Origin of the sequence: Bradyrhizobium sp. AZCC 2262 (assembly GCF_036924535.1) — a bacterium.
GTDB lineage: Bacteria > Pseudomonadota > Alphaproteobacteria > Rhizobiales > Xanthobacteraceae > Bradyrhizobium.
In genome coordinates, this window is sequence record NZ_JAZHRT010000001.1 from 1,320,245 (window position 1) to 1,335,562 (window position 15,318).

A 15,318-nucleotide genomic window follows, 5' to 3' on the forward strand; every position below is an offset into this window, starting at 1 on the left:
CCTTCAAGCGCTGGCTTACCGCTCGGCGCGTCGCAAGCCATTGCCGTCGGCGGCAGCCTCGAGCAGCGAAACCGGACCGGCGGCAAACTGCCGGTGCGGCAGGGGGACTGACAGGCAGCAAACGAGGCCCTCCGGGCGCCAGTCGAATTCGGCCTGGCCACCGAGTTGCGACTCGATGCTGGCGATTACGCTGCGCGTTCCGAACCCCCGCGACACCGGCTTCTCGACCCGCGGCCCGCCGGTCTCCACCCATATGATCTTGAGAAGGCCTGCCTGGTCTTCCCAGCCCACCGACAGCCGGCCCGACAGCGTCGACAGGGCGCCGTACTTCGCCGAATTGGTGACGAGTTCGTGCAGCGCCAGCGCGACGGTCTGAGCCGTCGCCGGCTCGAGCTGGACCTCCGGACCGGACAAGTCGATCTGCTCGCCGGTGGAATAGGGCGCCAGCTCCTCGTCGATCAGCTTTCTTATTTCGGCGCCCTGCCAGTTCGACAGCGAAAGCACGGTGTGCACCCGCGCAAGTGCGTTGATCCGTCCTTCGACCGAACGGATGTAGGTCTTCACGTTCTCGCCGCGCGTCAGCCGGACGATGGATTGCGCCAGCGCCAGCGCGTTCTTGGCGCGGTGGTCGACCTCCCGCGCCAGGAGGTTCTGCCGCTCCTCGGCCTGCTTGCGCTCGGTGATATCGACGGTGACGCCGCTGACGCGGATGACGCGGCCGCCCTTGTCGGTGCTCGCCGCCGCCGTGCCTGCGCACCAGCGCACTTCGCCGTCCGGTCGCCTGATGCGGAATTCCGCTTCGTATGATTTCGCACCCCTGGCGAAGCCGGCCCACGCCTCATGCAACATCTGAACATCGTCGGGATGAAACAGCGCCTGGATATTGGCCGGAGTCAGTTCGAACTTGCCGGGATCGATGCCGAGGATCTGATACTGGCCTTCGTCCCACATCCAGTCGCCGTTGACCCAGTCCCAGTCCCAGGAGCCCATCTTGCCGGCGGCGATCGCGAGGCTGCGGCGCTGTTCGCTTTCCAGCAGCCTGGTGTGTGATTCCTCCAGTTCGGCGGTGCGGGCGCGAACGCGATCTTCGAGCTCGACGTTGAGGCGTTCGAGCTGGCGCGTCTTGCGATAGAGTTCCGCAAACACCTTGATCTTGGCGCGCAGCACCTCCGGCACGACGGGCACCGGAACATAGTCGACCGCACCCATCTCATAGCCGCGCAGCCGGTCGATGTCGCTGACCTGTATGGCGGAGATGAATATCATCGCCGTCTTCTGGAAGCGGGGATGTTCGCGGATCATCGCGGCCAGCTCGAACCCGTCCAGTTCCGGCATGCAGACGTCGACCAGGATGACGGCGACGTCGTTCTTCAGCAGGAACTCGAGCGCTTCGCGCCCGGACGAAGCCTTGACCAGGTTCTCGCCAAGTTCCTTCAGGATGACTTCATAGGCGAGCAGCTTTGCCGGCTGATCGTCCACCAGAAGAATGTTTACCTTATCTTGGTCCATCATCTGCTTACGCCGATCAGCGGTGTAGCCACATTCGGATGGCGAGCAGCAACTGCTCGGTATTGACGGGTTTGGCGAGATAGTCCGAAGCGCCGGCTTCGAGACATTTCTCGCGGTCACCCTTCATCGCCTTGGCGGTCAGCGCAATGATCGGAAGGCGTCCAAAGGACGGGTTTTGCCTGATAACGCCGATGGTCTGATATCCGTCCATCTGCGGCATCATGATATCCATCAGCACGATTGCGATATTCGGATTGGACTCGACCAGCGTAACGGCTTCATTGCCGGTCGTCGCGGTCAGCACCTTCATTCCGCGCCGTTCTAATACGCTCGACAGCGCAAAGATGTTCCGGGCGTCATCGTCCACCAGAAGTGCGGTTTTGCCAACGAGATCCTCATCGGAGCTATTGAGCTTTTCGAGCATTCTCTGCTTCTCGGCGGGCAATTCCGTGATCATACGGTGCAAAAACAGCGACGTTTCGTCGAGCAGGCGTTCCGGCGACTCGACGCCTTTCACCACGATGCTTCGCGCCATGGTGTGAAGTTCCGCATCTTCTTCGGCGGAAAGTTCCCGGCCCGTGAACACCACGACGGGCACGTTCGACAGCGTTTCGTCCTTGCGGAGCCGGTCAAGCACCTCGAATCCGCTCATATCCGGCAGCCGCAGATCCAGCACGACGCAGTCGCACGGCTGGTTCCGCATTGTCGACAGCGCACCGGCGCCGGTGTCGGCGGTGAGGATCTCGATGTCGTCGTGACCGAGCAATTCGGTGATGCTCATCTGTTCGGCGGCGTCGTCTTCCACGATCAGAAGGCGCTTGCGGCGAGGTTTTGCGTATTCCTTGATCTGCGACAGCGCCGCGCTGACGCCCTCGGTCGTCGTCGGCTTGTTGACGAAGGAGAACGCGCCGCGCGCAAGCGCATGCTGACGGTCTTCGTCGAGCGTGATGATCTGCACCGGAATGTGCCGCGTCAGCGGATTGTGCTTGAGCTGGCTCAGCACGGTCCAGCCCAGCATGTCCGGCAGGAACACGTCGAGCGAAACCGCTGATGGCTGGAACTGCTTGGCGAGTTCGAGCGCCTCGGCGCCTCGGCTGGCGACCAGCACCTTGAAACCCTTGTCGTGCGCCAGATCGATCAGCACCCGCGCATAGTGCGGATCGTCCTCGACGATCAGCAGGATGGTGTCTCCCGGCTCGAGGTTGAGGCGGTCGTCCGGCAACTGCTCGATGACCCGCTCCTGCGTCGCTGCGACCTGCAGCGCCGGCGTCGACGCGAATGGCGACGAGGCAGGGATCCGTGGCGCAACGGTCGGACCGGAATATTTCAGCGGCAGATAAAGCACGAAGGTAGAGCCCTTGCCGGGCGCGCTGCGCAGGTGAATTTCGCCGCCCAGCAGGCCCGCGAGTTCGCGGCTGATGGCGAGGCCGAGGCCGGTGCCGCCGTATTTGCGGCTGGTGCCGGCGTCCGCCTGCTGGAACGCCTCGAAGATCAGTTTCTGTTTCTCCGCCGGAATGCCGATGCCGGTATCGGTCACCTCGAAGGCGACGACGGCGGGCGCTTGATCGAGGATCGGATGCTCGGCGCTCCAGCCGCCGACCGCGGCCGCCACGTTCAGCTTCACGCCGCCCTCCGCGGTGAACTTGAATGCGTTCGAGAGCAGGTTCTTCAGAACCTGCTGCAGGCGCTTGGAGTCGGTCACCATGCTGCGGGCGAGGTTCTCGTCGACACTGATGCTGAACGAGAGATGGCGATTATCGGCCTCGTGCCTGAACGGCCGCCCGACGGTCTCCAGGAGGCTCGATGTCAGGATCTCCTCGGCATCGACGGTCACCGTGCCGGACTCGATCTTCGACAGGTCGAGAATGTCGCTGATCAGGTTGAGCAGGTCGGTGCCGGCGCCGTGGATGGTGCGGGCGAATTCGACCTGTTTTGCCGACAGATTGCCGTCCGGATTTTCGGTGAGCTGCTGGCCGAGGATCAGGATGCTGTTGAGCGGCGTGCGCAGCTCATGCGACATGTTGGCGAGGAATTCGGACTTGTACTTCGACGTCAGCGAAAGCTCGGTCGCCTTTTCTTCGAGCGCGCGGCGGGCCTGCTCGATTTCCTGGTTCTTTCTTTCCACCTCGACGTTGCGCTCGGCAAGCTGCTGGGCCTTCTGTTCGAGCTGGTCGTTGGTCTGCTGCAGTTCCTTTTGCTGCGTCTGCAATTCGCCGGCGAGCTGCTGGGACTGCTTCAGCAGGCCCTCGGTCTGCATCGTTGCCTCGATGGAGTTGAGCACGATGCCGATGCTGTCCGTGAGCTGTTCGAGGAAGGTCATTTGCGAGGTCGTGAACGAAGAGATCGAAGACAGCTCGATCACCGCCTTGACCTGGTTCTCGAACAGAACCGGGAGCACGACGAGATTTTTCGGAATGACCCGCAGCAGCGCCGAATTGATCGGAACGGCATCGCCGGGGATGTCCGACACCAGGCGCGGACGCTTGTCCATGGCGCATTGCCCGATCAGGCCCTCGCCGAATTGAACGGCATGCGGGTGCGGGTTGGCGCTGTCTCCGGCATAGGCGGAGAGCAGACGCAATTGCGGATTCTCGGCGCCCTCGGTCTGGTAGATCACGCCGACATGCGCGTTGACCAGCGGCGCCAGTTCGGTCAGCAGCAGCCGGCCGACCGTGGTGAGGTCGCGCTGGCCCTGCAGCATATTGGTGAACCTGGCGAGGTTGGTCTTCAGCCAGTCCTGCTCGGTGTTGACCTGCGTCGTCAGACGAAGGTTGCCGATCATCGTGTTGATGTTGTCCTTGAGTTCGGCCACCTCGCCGCGGGCGTCGACCTGGATCGAGCGGGTGAGGTCGCCCTTGGTCACGGCGGTCGCGACCTCGGCGATGGCGCGCACCTGCGAGGTCAGGTTGGCGGCGAGCAGGTTGACGTTGCCGGTGAGGTCTTTCCAGGTGCCGGCAGCGCCCGGCACGTTGGCCTGGCCGCCGAGCCGTCCCTCGACGCCGACTTCGCGCGCCACGCTGGTCACCTGGTCGGCAAAGGTCGCGAGCGTCTCGGTCATGTTGTTGATGGTGTCGGCAAGGGCTGCGACTTCGCCCTTCGATTTCACCGTCAGGTTCTGTTTCAAATCGCCGTCGGCGACCGCGGTCACCACTTTCACAATGCCGCGCACCTGTTCGGTCAGGTTGGCGGCCATGAAGTTGACGGTGTCGGTGAGGTCCTTCCAGGTGCCGGCGACGCCCGGGACCTGCGCCTGGCCGCCGAGCTTGCCCTCGGTGCCGACTTCGCGCGCCACGCGCGTCACTTCGCCGGCAAAGGCGTTGAGCTGGTCGACCATCGTGTTGATGGTGTTCTTCAGTTCGAGGATTTCGCCCTTCACGTCGACCGTGATCTTGCGCGACAGGTCGCCGCGCGCCACAGCGGTGGTGACTTCGGCGATGTTGCGGACCTGCGTGGTGAGGTTGGCCGCGAGCAGGTTGACGTTGTCGGTCAGATCCTTCCACGTGCCGCCGACGCCGGGCACCACGGCCTGGCCGCCCAATCGACCCTCGGTGCCGACCTCGCGCGCCACGCGCGTCACTTCGGCGGCAAACGAGCGAAGCTGCTCGACCATCGTATTGAGGGTGTCCTTCAGCAGCAGGATCTCGCCGCGGACGTCGACCGTGATCTTCTTCGACAGGTCGCCGCCGGCAATCGCGGTCGCGACTTCGGCGATGTTGCGGACCTGCGCGGTCAGGTTCGAGGCCATGAAGTTGACGTTGTCGGTGAGATCCTTCCAGGTGCCGGCCACTTCAGGCACCTGGGCCTGGCCGCCGAGCTTGCCTTCGGTGCCGACCTCGCGCGCCACGCGGGTGACCTCGGAGGCGAAGGCGTTGAGCTGGTCCACCATCGTGTTGACGGTGTTCTTCAGCTCGAGAATCTCACCCTTGACGTCGACGGTGATCTTCTTAGACAGGTCGCCCTTCGCCACCGCCGTGGTCACCTCGGCGATGTTACGGACCTGGCCGGTCAGATTACCAGCCATCGAGTTGACGTTGTCGGTGAGGTCCTTCCAGGTGCCGGCGACGCCGGGCACGTTGGCCTGCCCACCCAATCGCCCTTCGGTGCCGACCTCGCGCGCCACGCGGGTCACTTCGCCGGCGAAGCGGTTGAGCTGGTCGACCATCGTGTTCAGCGTTTCCTTGAGCTGCAGGATCTCGCCGCGCACGTCGACCGTGATCTTGCGTGACAGGTCGCCGCCGGCGATCGCGGTCGCGACCTCGGCGATGTTGCGGACCTGCGCGGTCAGATTGCCGGCCATCGAGTTGACGCTGTCGGTCAGATCCTTCCAGGTGCCGGCGACGCCGGTCACCTGGGCCTGGCCGCCGAGCTTGCCGTCGGTGCCGACCTCGCGCGCCACGCGCGTCACTTCCGATGCAAAGGCGTTGAGCTGGTCGACCATCGTGTTGAGCGTTTCCTTCAACTGAAGGATTTCGCCTGACACGTTCACCGTGATCTTCTTCGACAGGTCGCCCTTGGCCACGGCGGTCGCGACTTCGGCGATGTTGCGGACCTGAGCGGTGAGGTTGCCGGCCATCGAATTGACGTTGTCGGTGAGGTCCTTCCAGGTGCCGGCGACGCCGCGCACGTTGGCCTGGCCGCCGAGCTTGCCTTCGGTGCCGACTTCGCGCGCCACGCGCGTCACTTCGCCGGCGAAGGCGTTGAGCTGGTCCACCATCGTGTTGATGGTGTCCTTCAGCTCGAGAATTTCGCCGCGCACGTCCACCGTGATCTTTTTCGACAGGTCGCCATTGGCGACCGCGGTCGTCACCTCGGCGATGTTGCGGACCTGCGCCGTCAAATTGCTCGCCATCGAATTGACGCTCTCGGTGAGATCCTTCCAGGTGCCGGCGACGCCGAGCACGTTGGCCTGACCGCCGAGCCGTCCCTCGGTGCCGACTTCGCGCGCCACGCGGGTGACTTCACCCGCGAAGGCGTTGAGCTGGTCGACCATCGTGTTGAGCGTTTCCTTCAACTGCAGGATTTCGCCCGACACGTTCACGGTGATCTTCTTGGAGAGGTCGCCGCCCGCGATTGCGGTCGCGACGTCGGCGATGTTGCGGACCTGCGCCGTCAGGTTGGAGGCCATGAAGTTGACGTTGTCGGTGAGGTCTTTCCAGGTGCCGGCGACGCCGGGGACCTGGGCCTGACCGCCGAGCTTGCCTTCGGTGCCGACTTCGCGGGCGACACGGGTCACTTCCGAGGCGAACGAGTTGAGCTGGTCGACCATCGTGTTGATGGTGTCCTTCAGCTCCAGGATTTCGCCGCGGACGTCGACCGTGATCTTGCGCGAGAGGTCGCCGCGGGCGACCGCCGTGGTGACGTTGGCGATGTTGCGAACCTGCGCGGTGAGGTTGCCGCACATCGCGTTGACGGAGTCGGTCAGATCCTTCCAGGTGCCGGCGACGCCGGGGACGATGGCCTGGCCGCCGAGCTTGCCGTCGGTGCCGACCTCGCGCGCCACGCGGGTCACTTCGGAGGCAAACGATCGAAGCTGATCCACCATCGTGTTGATGGCTTCCTTGAGCTGCAGGATCTCGCCGCGGACGTCCACCGTGATCTTCTTCGACAAGTCGCCATTGGCCACCGCGATGGTGACCTCGGCGATGTTGCGGACCTGGCCGGTCAGGTTGTTGGCCATCGAGTTGACGCTCTCGGTGAGGTCCTTCCAGACGCCGGTCACTTCCGGCACCTGGGCCTGGCCGCCGAGCTTGCCCTCGGTGCCGACCTCGCGCGCCACGCGCGTCACTTCCGAGGTGAACACGGAAAGCTGCTTGATCATCGTGTTGACGATGTTGGCCGACTGTAAAAATTCGCCGCCCAGGGGGCGGCCGTCGACATCGAGCTGCACGGTCTGCAGCAGATTGCCTTGGGCAACGGCGGCGACCGCGCGCGTGACTTCGCGGGTCGGCCATAGCAGGTCGTCGATCAGCGTGTTGACCGATCCCTCCATGTCCGCCCACGAGCCGCTCGACAGGTCGAACTTGACGCGCTGCCGGGTCTTGCCTTCGCGGCCGACGACCTGGCCGACATGCTCCAGTTGCTGCGCCATTCGCTGGTTGGCGGCGACAATTTCGTTAAAAGTGTCGGCGATCTTGCCCTCGATGCCGATGTGGTCGCCGGTCATCCGGACCGAGAAATCACCCGCGCGCATCGCCTGCAAGGCATGCAGCAGATCCTGCATCGGATCGGACGTGCCGTTGGTGGCTGGTTGGGGTTTGGCGACCCGGCGAGCCGAGGGTGATGCTCCAGGGGAAAGATCACTCATGGTGTTTCCTCGGCCAGTTCGCTCGAATCTCGTGGCTGAGATGCGATTTCACAAATAGAACCGCTGCCCCACCGGCAGATCAAGTTGGAACAACGGTTAAGGTCGAGAAATCAATGACATGGAACTCAGCCCAATTGTTTAATTCGGAGGGAACCCAATGGTTCCAACGGCCCAAAAATTATCTGGAACCCGAAATAAAACGCCCCGGCAAGCCGGGGCGTTTGACATTGGATCGATGAAGCGGCGACCCCTTTCGATGAAGGGATCAGGACCCCTTCGGATTGATCTCGGCGTAGTTGCCCTTGGCGTCCCACTTGTAGACCACATAGTCGATGACCTTGATGTCGCCCTTGGCGTCGAAGGAAAGCTTGCCGAGCACGGTGTCCCATTCGCCGGCCTTGATGGTCTCCATGACCTTCTTCGGATCGGTGGTCTTCGCCTTCGCCACCGCCTGCGTCCAGACCTGCATCGCAGCATAGGTATAGAGGGTGTAGCCTTCGGGATCGATGTTCTTGGCCTTGAACTTCTCGACGATCGCTTTCGCCGTCGCCTTGTTGCGCGGGTCGGGACCGAAGGTGAACAGCGTGCCTTCGGCGGCCGGACCGGTGATGGAGGCGAACTCCTTGTCGTTCATGGCGTCACCCGCCATCAACACCGTCTTGAGGCCCTGATCGCGCATCTGGCGCAGGATCAGGCCGGCTTCCTGATGGTAGCCGCCGACAAAGACCAGATCGATATTGTCGCGCTTCAGGCGCGACACGATCGCGTTAAAATCCTTGTCGCCCTTGTTGTAGGACTCGTTCATCTTCTCGGTGACGCCGGCCTTGTTGAGCGCCTTCTTGGTTTCGTCGGCGAGGCCTTTGCCGTAGGTGGACTTGTCGTTGAGGATGGCGACGTTCTTGCCCTTGTAGTTCTTGACGATGTAGTCGGCGGCAACCAGGCCCTGCTGGTCGTCGCGGCCGCAGACGCGCGCCACGTTCCACAGCTTGCGCTCGGTGAACAGGGGGTTGGTCGAGGCCGGCGTAATCTGCAGCACGTTGCCGTCGGCGTAAGCTTCCGACGCCGGGATCGACGACGAGGAGCAGAAGTGACCGGCCACGAACGGGATCTTCGCGCTGGCGAACTTTTCCGCCACCGAGCGCGCCTGCTTGGGATCGCAGGCATCGTCGCCGACCTGCAGCGCGAGCTTCTTGCCGAGCACGCCGCCGGCGGCGTTGATGTCGGCCACCGCCTGTTCGGCGCCGTTCTTCATCTGCCGGCCGAATGCGGATTCGCCGCCCGTCATCGGGCCCGCCACTGCGATGGAAATGTCCTGCGCCAGCGCCGTTGTCGACAGCGCCAACGATGCGCCCAAAGCCAGGCCGATGAGTTTCAGAGATTTCATGAGGTATCCTCGCAGGTCAGTCGATTTCGGGAAGCACCCGGCAGGCCGGGTACGAAAATCATGCCCATTGTCGGCTGATTTTACGACGAAGTCATCGGCAATTTTCGGGCAAATCCACGGCCCGTTCGCAGCATCTTGCCGCAGCGCGCGCCAGGGTGGCAGCAGCGCTACTGCTCCCGCCGGCCACCTTCCAGGTAGGCGGCGCGGATTTCCGGGCGTTGCAGCAGTTCGCTGCCGGTTCCGGACAGGGTGATCAGGCCGTTGACCATGACATAGCCGCGATGCGCCAGTTTCAGCGCGTGGTTGGCGTTCTGTTCGACGATCAGAACGGTCAGGCCGTCCTGCCGGTTCAGGGTCCGGATGGCGTCAAAAATCTGTCGTGCGATCAGGGGGGCGAGCCCTAGTGACGGCTCATCCAGCATCAGCAGGCGCGGGCGGCTCATCAGCGCGCGGCCGATCGCCAGCATCTGCTGCTCGCCGCCGGACAGTGTGCCGCCGCGCTGGGTCATGCGTTCCTTGAGCCGCGGGAACAGCGCGAAGACGCGTTCCAGGCCGCTCGCCCGGTCGGCCTCGCTGCAATCGGTCGCGTCGGCGCCCATCTGCAGGTTTTCCGCCACGCTCATGCGTGGAAAGATGCGGCGGCCCTCGGGCGATTGGGCGATGCGCAGCCGCGCAATCTCATGCGTCGGCACGCCCGTAATGTCCTGGCCGTCGAATTCGATGCGACCGGAGCGGGCGCGGGGCCGGCCGAAGATCGTCATCATCAGGGTCGACTTGCCGGCGCCGTTGGCGCCGATCAGAGCGACAATCTCGCCGGCGTTGATGTCGAGATCGACGCCCTTCAGCGCCTCGATCTTGCCGTAGGCCGCTCGCAGCGAGCGGATCGCGAGCAGGGGTGTCTTCGATGCGGCGCTCACGTGCCGCTCTCCATCACGGCGATGGCTTCTTCCTCGTCGGTGCCGAGATAGGCAGCGATCACCTTGGGGTCGTCGCGGATCTGTTGCGGCGTGCCTTCGGCGATCTTGACGCCATGGTCCATCACGACGACGTGGTCGGAGATTTCCATCACCACGGTCATGTCGTGCTCGATCAGCAGGATCGAGGTGCCCTGATCGCCGCGGATCGAGAGCAGCAGTTCGCTTAAAGCCGCGCTTTCCCGCGCGTTGAGGCCGGCCGCCGGCTCGTCGAGGCAGAGCAGCGCGGGCTGGGTGCACATCGCGCGCGCGATTTCGAGACGCCGCTGGTCGCCATAGGGCAAATTGCCGGCGGCATCGTCGGCGCGGTCCAACAACCCGATGCGGTCGAGCCAGGTCCGCGCCAGATCGATCGCGGCCTGTTCGGCGCTGCGCCATGACGGCGCGCCGATCAGCCCGAGAAATGTCAGCCCGGAGGCGCGCATCAGCGCGTTGTGCTGCGCCACCATCAGGTTTTCCAGCGCCGTCATGCCGGGAAACAGCCGGATGTTCTGGAAGGTGCGCGCGACCTTGGCCAGCTTTGAAATCCGGAAATCGTTCAGCCGTTCGAGCTGAATGGCGTGGCCGTCCTCGTGCGTGAGCCGCATCGCGCCTGACGACGGCTTGTAGAAGCCGGTGATGCAGTTGAAGACCGTGGTCTTGCCGGCGCCGTTCGGCCCGATCAGCGCGGTGATCTTGCGCCGCTCGGCATTGAAGGAGAGTTCGTTGACGGCGACGATGCCGCCGAAGCGCATCGACAGGCGATCGACAGTGAGGATCTGATCGCCGCTCATCCGTGACCCTCCTTGACGAGGTCGGATGAGATCGCCTGCTGGCGCTCGAGGAACACGGTCGGCGCGCGATGGCCGATCAGGCCGCGCGGCCGCCAGATCATCAACAGCACCATCGCCATGCCGAACACCAGCATGCGGTACTGCTCGAGGCCGCGGAACAGCTCGAAGCCGCCGATCATGGCCAGTGCGGCGAGCGCGACGCCGAGTTGCGAGCCCATGCCGCCCAGCACCACGATCGCCAGCACCAGCGCCGATTCATGGAAGGTGAAGGATTCCGGGCTGATGAACCCTTGTCGCGTCGCGAAGAACGCGCCGGCAAAACCGCCGAACATCGCGCCGGTCGCAAACGCCGTCAGCTTGGTCGTGGTGGTGTTGATGCCGAGCGCACGGCAGGCGACCTCGTCCTCGCGCAACGCTTCCCAGGCGCGGCCGATCGGCAGCCGCCGCAGCCGGATCGTGACCCAATTGGTGAGCAGCGCCAACGCCAGGATCAAATAGAACAGAAACACGATGCGATGCGTCGGCGAGAATTCGATGCCGAGCATGGCCGCAAGCCCGTCGTCGCCGGGCGTGAGCGGGATGCCGAACAGGGTGGGGCGGGGAATGCCGGTGACGCCGTTCGGCCCGCCGGTCAGGCTCTGCCAGTTGATGATGACGAGGCGGATGATCTCGCCGAAGGCCAGCGTGACGATGGCGAGATAGTCGCCGCGCAGCCGCAGCACCGGAAAGCCGAGCAGCACGCCCCAGAACGCGGCCAGAATGCCGGCGAGCGGCAGGCAGACCCAGAACGACAATCCGAAATTGGTCGCCAGCAGCGCGTAGGAATAGGCGCCGACGGCGTAGAACGCGACATAGCCGAGGTCGAGCAGGCCGGCGAGGCCGACCACCACGTTCAGCCCCCATCCGAGCATCACGTAAGTGAGCACGAGGATGCCGAGGTCGAGAATGTAGCGCTCGTCGTAGAACAGGACCGGCACCAGGAACGTGAACACCAGCAGCACCGGCGCGACCATGCGTCGGGCGAGCGAAAGCGCTGATTTCACCGGGGCCGGGACCACCCTGACGGTGTCGACCGGTCCCCACCATTGCCGCAGCAACTCGATGACGATGCTGCCGCCGAACACGGCGGCGACCATGGCGGCGAGGTCGCCGAAGCGTGTCCAGTAGGTCAGTTGTCCGTCTGATCCCGCTTCTGTGCGCACGCCGATCATCAGCGAGAACAGCACCAGCGCGACCAGCGCGCTGATCAGCGCTTTCTTGAGGATGAAGGCGGCGCCAGGTGCGCGCGAGGTGTGGGCGGCGGGGGGTGGGCTCACGCGGTGGCCCGTCAGACTTTTTCGACTTCGGGCCGGCCGAGCAGGCCGGTCGGAAGAAAGATCAGGACCACGATCAGGATCGAAAACGCGGCGACGTCCTTGTACTCGACCGAAAAATAGGCCGACCAAAGCGTCTCGATCAGGCCGATCAGAAGCCCGCCCAGCATCGCGCCGGGCAGCGAGCCGATGCCGCCCAGCACGGCCGCGGTGAACGCCTTGATGCCGGCGACAAAACCCATGAAGAAATCGACGAGGCCGTAATAGAGCAGGTACATCATGCCGGCGACGGCAGCAAGCGCAGCCCCGATCACGAAGGTCATCGAGATGGTGCGGTCGACGTCAACGCCGAGCAGCGAGGCCATGGTCTGGTCCTGCTCGCAGGCGCGCATGTCACGCCCCAACCGCGTGCTCGATACCAGCCAGGTGAACAGCGCGAGCAGCACAATGGTCGTGATGACGACGATGATCTGGATATTGGAAAGCTGCACCACGAAGCCGCCGGCGCCCTCATGCAGGGTATGGCCACCGGTGATGATCGGCGGCACCGGTTTTACGCGCGCGCCCTGGGCTACCTGCGAAAAATTGGTCAGCACGAATGACATACCGATCGCCGAAAGCATCGGCGCCAGGCGGAACGAGTGCCGCAGCGGCCGGTAGGCGATGCGCTCCACCGTCCAGCCATAGAGCGCCGTGATCGCCATCGATACCAAAAGCACGATCAGCAGGATCAGGGGGATGGCGGTCAGGCCAAACGAGACCAGGATCAGGAAGGTGATCAAGGCAATGAAGCCGCCGATCATGAAAATATCGCCATGGGCGAAATTGATCATGCCGACGATGCCGTAGACCATGGTGTATCCGATGGCGATCAGGCCGTAGATCGAGCCGAGCACGAGGCCGTTGATCAGTTGCTGGGCGAAATAATCCATGCGCTGCCGTTGGAGCCTGTTGGGTTTTGAACCGAACAGGCTCTGGTTTTAGTTTTGACGCGTTTTCTTCACGCGAACCGGTACCCACTTCGCTCGAAAACGCTATAGAGAGCCATCGACGCGGCGAGAGCTCCGGCAGCCCGATGCGACGCGTCGTGTCGGTTTCTAACAGTGGGAACCGGGGGCGGCAACAGCGCCGGCTGCGGCTTAATTGGCTTGTACAGAGCTAGTTTTTGCAGCACGGGTTCCCGCTTCACAGTCCTGCCACGCCTTTGCCGCGCAATGATCGCGGCGGAACCGGCGTTCCCTTGCAACGAATGTCCATGCCTCTCCGTTTACTCCGACTATGGTCAAGCAACGGAGATCCCCCAATGACCAATCAGAACAACCCGGGCCAGCAGAACCAGAACCCGGGTCAGAAACCCGGCCAGCAGCAGCAGGGTGGCGGCCAGAAGCCGGGTCAGCAGCAGCAGGATCCGGGCCGTGAGAAGCCGAATCCCAACCGTCAGGGGCAGCAGATGCCCGATCGGGACCGCTAGCCGGACTGGTGAGTGAATAAAAGAAGGCCCCGCCGAAAGGCGGGGCTTTTCTTTGCAGCTTTCCGGGATCGCCACCACTCGGGTCGCATGGCTGTTGGCGCTCGGCCGCGTGACCGTGGTGGCGTTCCTTGCGGTGTTTCTGGTTTTCATCACCCGCGCGTCGATCAGCAAGGCCGGCGGCTGCGAGGGAGCGCTCGGCATGGCGCTTTTGATCGGCAGCGTGATGAGTTTTGCCGGCGTGCTGATGGCCTCGCAGGCCGGCGAGACGGCCGCGCTTCGGCTGCATGCGTCCGAGCTCCTGATGATGCTCGGCACCGTCATCGGCTGATCGAGCGGCCCGCGCAGCCGCAGGCCGGCGCTGTGTCCGCCGGGCTATCCCTTCAGCAAAGCCAGGCCTTGAACCCATAAATCTGCCGGGCGGACGGCTTGCTAAGTCCGCTATGCCCCGATGGCGGACCAAATTCCGCATGCAGCGAAACGACGCTATAGACCAATAACGAGGCGCTCCGAGGCGGCTCTGGAGCCGCCTCGGAGCGTATGCTCACTTGCCGGCGTACATCTGTCCGTCGTCAAGCCTGGTCATGGTACCGGGCTTGCACCCAGATGGCGTTGCGCGCCCGGCAGTCATCCCACCCGCTGTAGCCGTACCAGGGCCGCCCGCGTAGTAGGCCCTCACTGCGTAGTGAGGGGTGCTACTAATTGAACAACGAGACCTGACGCTATTGCGTCTTGACGGTCCCATTCGCGTTGAAGTTGTCCTTGGGGTTATACCCTGAGTCGTGAAGATTTTTGATATACTGGGCGCGGTCGCTGCTACTCACACCGCCCCACGCCGCGGACGGACCGCCGCCGTAGTAGGCCGCGCTGGCGCCCCGAACATTCCCACCGTAGTAAGGACCACCTGCGTAGTAACCTGTGCCTGTTTGGTAGGGGTTGCCTCCCCATCCCCAGTTAGGTGAGGTGGCCGCGACCGCGCCAGCCGTGCCGATCGCGGCAGCCGTGCCGACCGCTGCGGCGCCTGCGCCGACTACACCGGCGCCGTAAACAGCCCGCCGGTTGTGCCGGCGCGCAACACCGGCAGCGCTCACGGGCGTCAGCGGGCGCCCCACCCGCGCCTGGGCGCTCTCGATCGACAGCGAGATGCCGCCTTGCTCAGACCAACCGAAGGACAACAACGCCGCACACGTAAAGGCAGAAGCTGCAAGGGCAGTCTTTCGTGCATGTTTCATGGGCTTTCTCCGTTGTGCAAAGAACATCAAATGTTGCACGCGTGCCTACGTCACCGTCCCAGATCGAGTTCCGACCTTTTAGCGGAAATGTTGATAACGTTCATGTTACTGGGGTAGCGCTCCCCGCGTACCCACTTCTGCAACGGGTCCGATAGCGGACCAAATTCCGCATAGCAGCGAAACGACGCTATGGGGGCCAAAGGGCGACATCCGGCTGACGGAACCGTTGCGTCTTTTCGTTCCTGCGTGTGCAGTGAACAAATGAACAGCTCGTAGAGCCACGCAACCAACCAAATGATTGCGGCCATTTCCGTCATGCCTCGTGTTTTTGTGAACGCCCATCGCGGACGCTTGCAGAGGC

9 protein-coding genes and 1 pseudogene are annotated in these 15,318 nt (G+C 63.6%); 2 read left to right on the forward strand and 8 right to left on the reverse strand.

From position 1 onward, the window contains the following. Nucleotides 1-15 precede the first annotated feature (15 nt). The 7 genes from V1283_RS06100 to V1283_RS06130 form a co-directional block, all read right to left on the reverse strand. A complete protein-coding gene (locus V1283_RS06100) occupies nt 16-1,509 on the reverse strand; it encodes a sensor histidine kinase (RefSeq protein ID WP_334392966.1) in 1,494 nt (497 codons plus the stop codon). 16 nt (nt 1,510-1,525) lie between these two features. Continuing rightward, the gene (locus V1283_RS06105) at nt 1,526-7,813 is read right to left on the reverse strand and encodes a HAMP domain-containing protein (RefSeq protein ID WP_334385540.1); all 6,288 of its coding nucleotides are present in this window, start codon (nt 7,811-7,813) and stop codon (nt 1,526-1,528) included. A gap of 265 nt (nt 7,814-8,078) precedes the next feature. After that, a complete protein-coding gene (locus tag V1283_RS06110; protein ID WP_334385541.1) occupies nt 8,079-9,197 on the reverse strand; it encodes a branched-chain amino acid ABC transporter substrate-binding protein in 1,119 nt (372 codons plus the stop codon). Between the two features lie 167 nt (nt 9,198-9,364). Beyond that, the gene (locus V1283_RS06115) at nt 9,365-10,114 is read right to left on the reverse strand and encodes an ABC transporter ATP-binding protein (protein ID WP_334385542.1); all 750 of its coding nucleotides are present in this window, start codon (nt 10,112-10,114) and stop codon (nt 9,365-9,367) included. Continuing rightward, nucleotides 10,111-10,944 carry an ABC transporter ATP-binding protein gene (locus V1283_RS06120; protein WP_334385543.1) on the reverse strand — a complete coding sequence of 278 codons (834 nt, stop codon included), beginning with the start codon at nt 10,942-10,944 and terminating at the stop codon, nt 10,111-10,113. Before V1283_RS06120 ends, V1283_RS06115 begins: the two co-directional genes overlap by 4 nt. Next, nucleotides 10,941-12,260, reverse strand: coding sequence for a high-affinity branched-chain amino acid ABC transporter permease LivM (livM, locus tag V1283_RS06125; RefSeq protein WP_334385544.1), 1,320 nt, complete (start codon nt 12,258-12,260; stop codon nt 10,941-10,943). The genes V1283_RS06120 and livM overlap by 4 nt, the downstream gene beginning before the upstream one ends. Before the next feature lie 11 nt (nt 12,261-12,271). Further along, nucleotides 12,272-13,189, reverse strand: coding sequence for an ABC transporter permease subunit (locus V1283_RS06130; protein WP_334385545.1), 918 nt, complete (start codon nt 13,187-13,189; stop codon nt 12,272-12,274). A 371-nt stretch (nt 13,190-13,560) separates the two neighbouring features. On the opposite strand from V1283_RS06130, the gene V1283_RS06135 reads away from it, so the two are divergent. Further along, on the forward strand, nt 13,561-13,728 hold the full coding sequence (locus tag V1283_RS06135; RefSeq protein ID WP_334385546.1) for a hypothetical protein: 168 nt from the start codon (nt 13,561-13,563) through the stop codon (nt 13,726-13,728). 52 nt (nt 13,729-13,780) lie between these two features. Then, nucleotides 13,781-14,056 (forward strand): hypothetical protein, encoded by a 276-nt coding sequence (locus V1283_RS06140; RefSeq protein WP_334385547.1) that lies wholly within the window; start codon nt 13,781-13,783, stop codon nt 14,054-14,056. Between the two features lie 720 nt (nt 14,057-14,776). Here the strand turns inward: V1283_RS06140 and V1283_RS44570 are convergent. Beyond that, nucleotides 14,777-14,957: pseudogene (locus V1283_RS44570) on the reverse strand (hypothetical protein); the annotation flags it as partial. Nucleotides 14,958-15,318 lie beyond the last annotated feature (361 nt).

What these genes read in the sequence shown, in the direction of transcription:
- V1283_RS06135 (WP_334385546.1), top strand. Translation starts at nt 13,561, where the DNA reads ATGACCAATCAGAACAACCCGGGCCAGCAGAACCAGAACCCGGGTCAG.
- V1283_RS06130 (WP_334385545.1), bottom strand. Translation starts at nt 13,189, where the DNA reads ATGGATTATTTCGCCCAGCAACTGATCAACGGCCTCGTGCTCGGCTCG.
- V1283_RS06120 (WP_334385543.1), bottom strand. Translation starts at nt 10,944, where the DNA reads ATGAGCGGCGATCAGATCCTCACTGTCGATCGCCTGTCGATGCGCTTC.
- V1283_RS06100 (WP_334392966.1), bottom strand. Translation starts at nt 1,509, where the DNA reads ATGGACCAAGATAAGGTAAACATTCTTCTGGTGGACGATCAGCCGGCA.
- V1283_RS06105 (WP_334385540.1), bottom strand. Translation starts at nt 7,813, where the DNA reads ATGAGTGATCTTTCCCCTGGAGCATCACCCTCGGCTCGCCGGGTCGCC.
- V1283_RS06110 (WP_334385541.1), bottom strand. Translation starts at nt 9,197, where the DNA reads ATGAAATCTCTGAAACTCATCGGCCTGGCTTTGGGCGCATCGTTGGCG.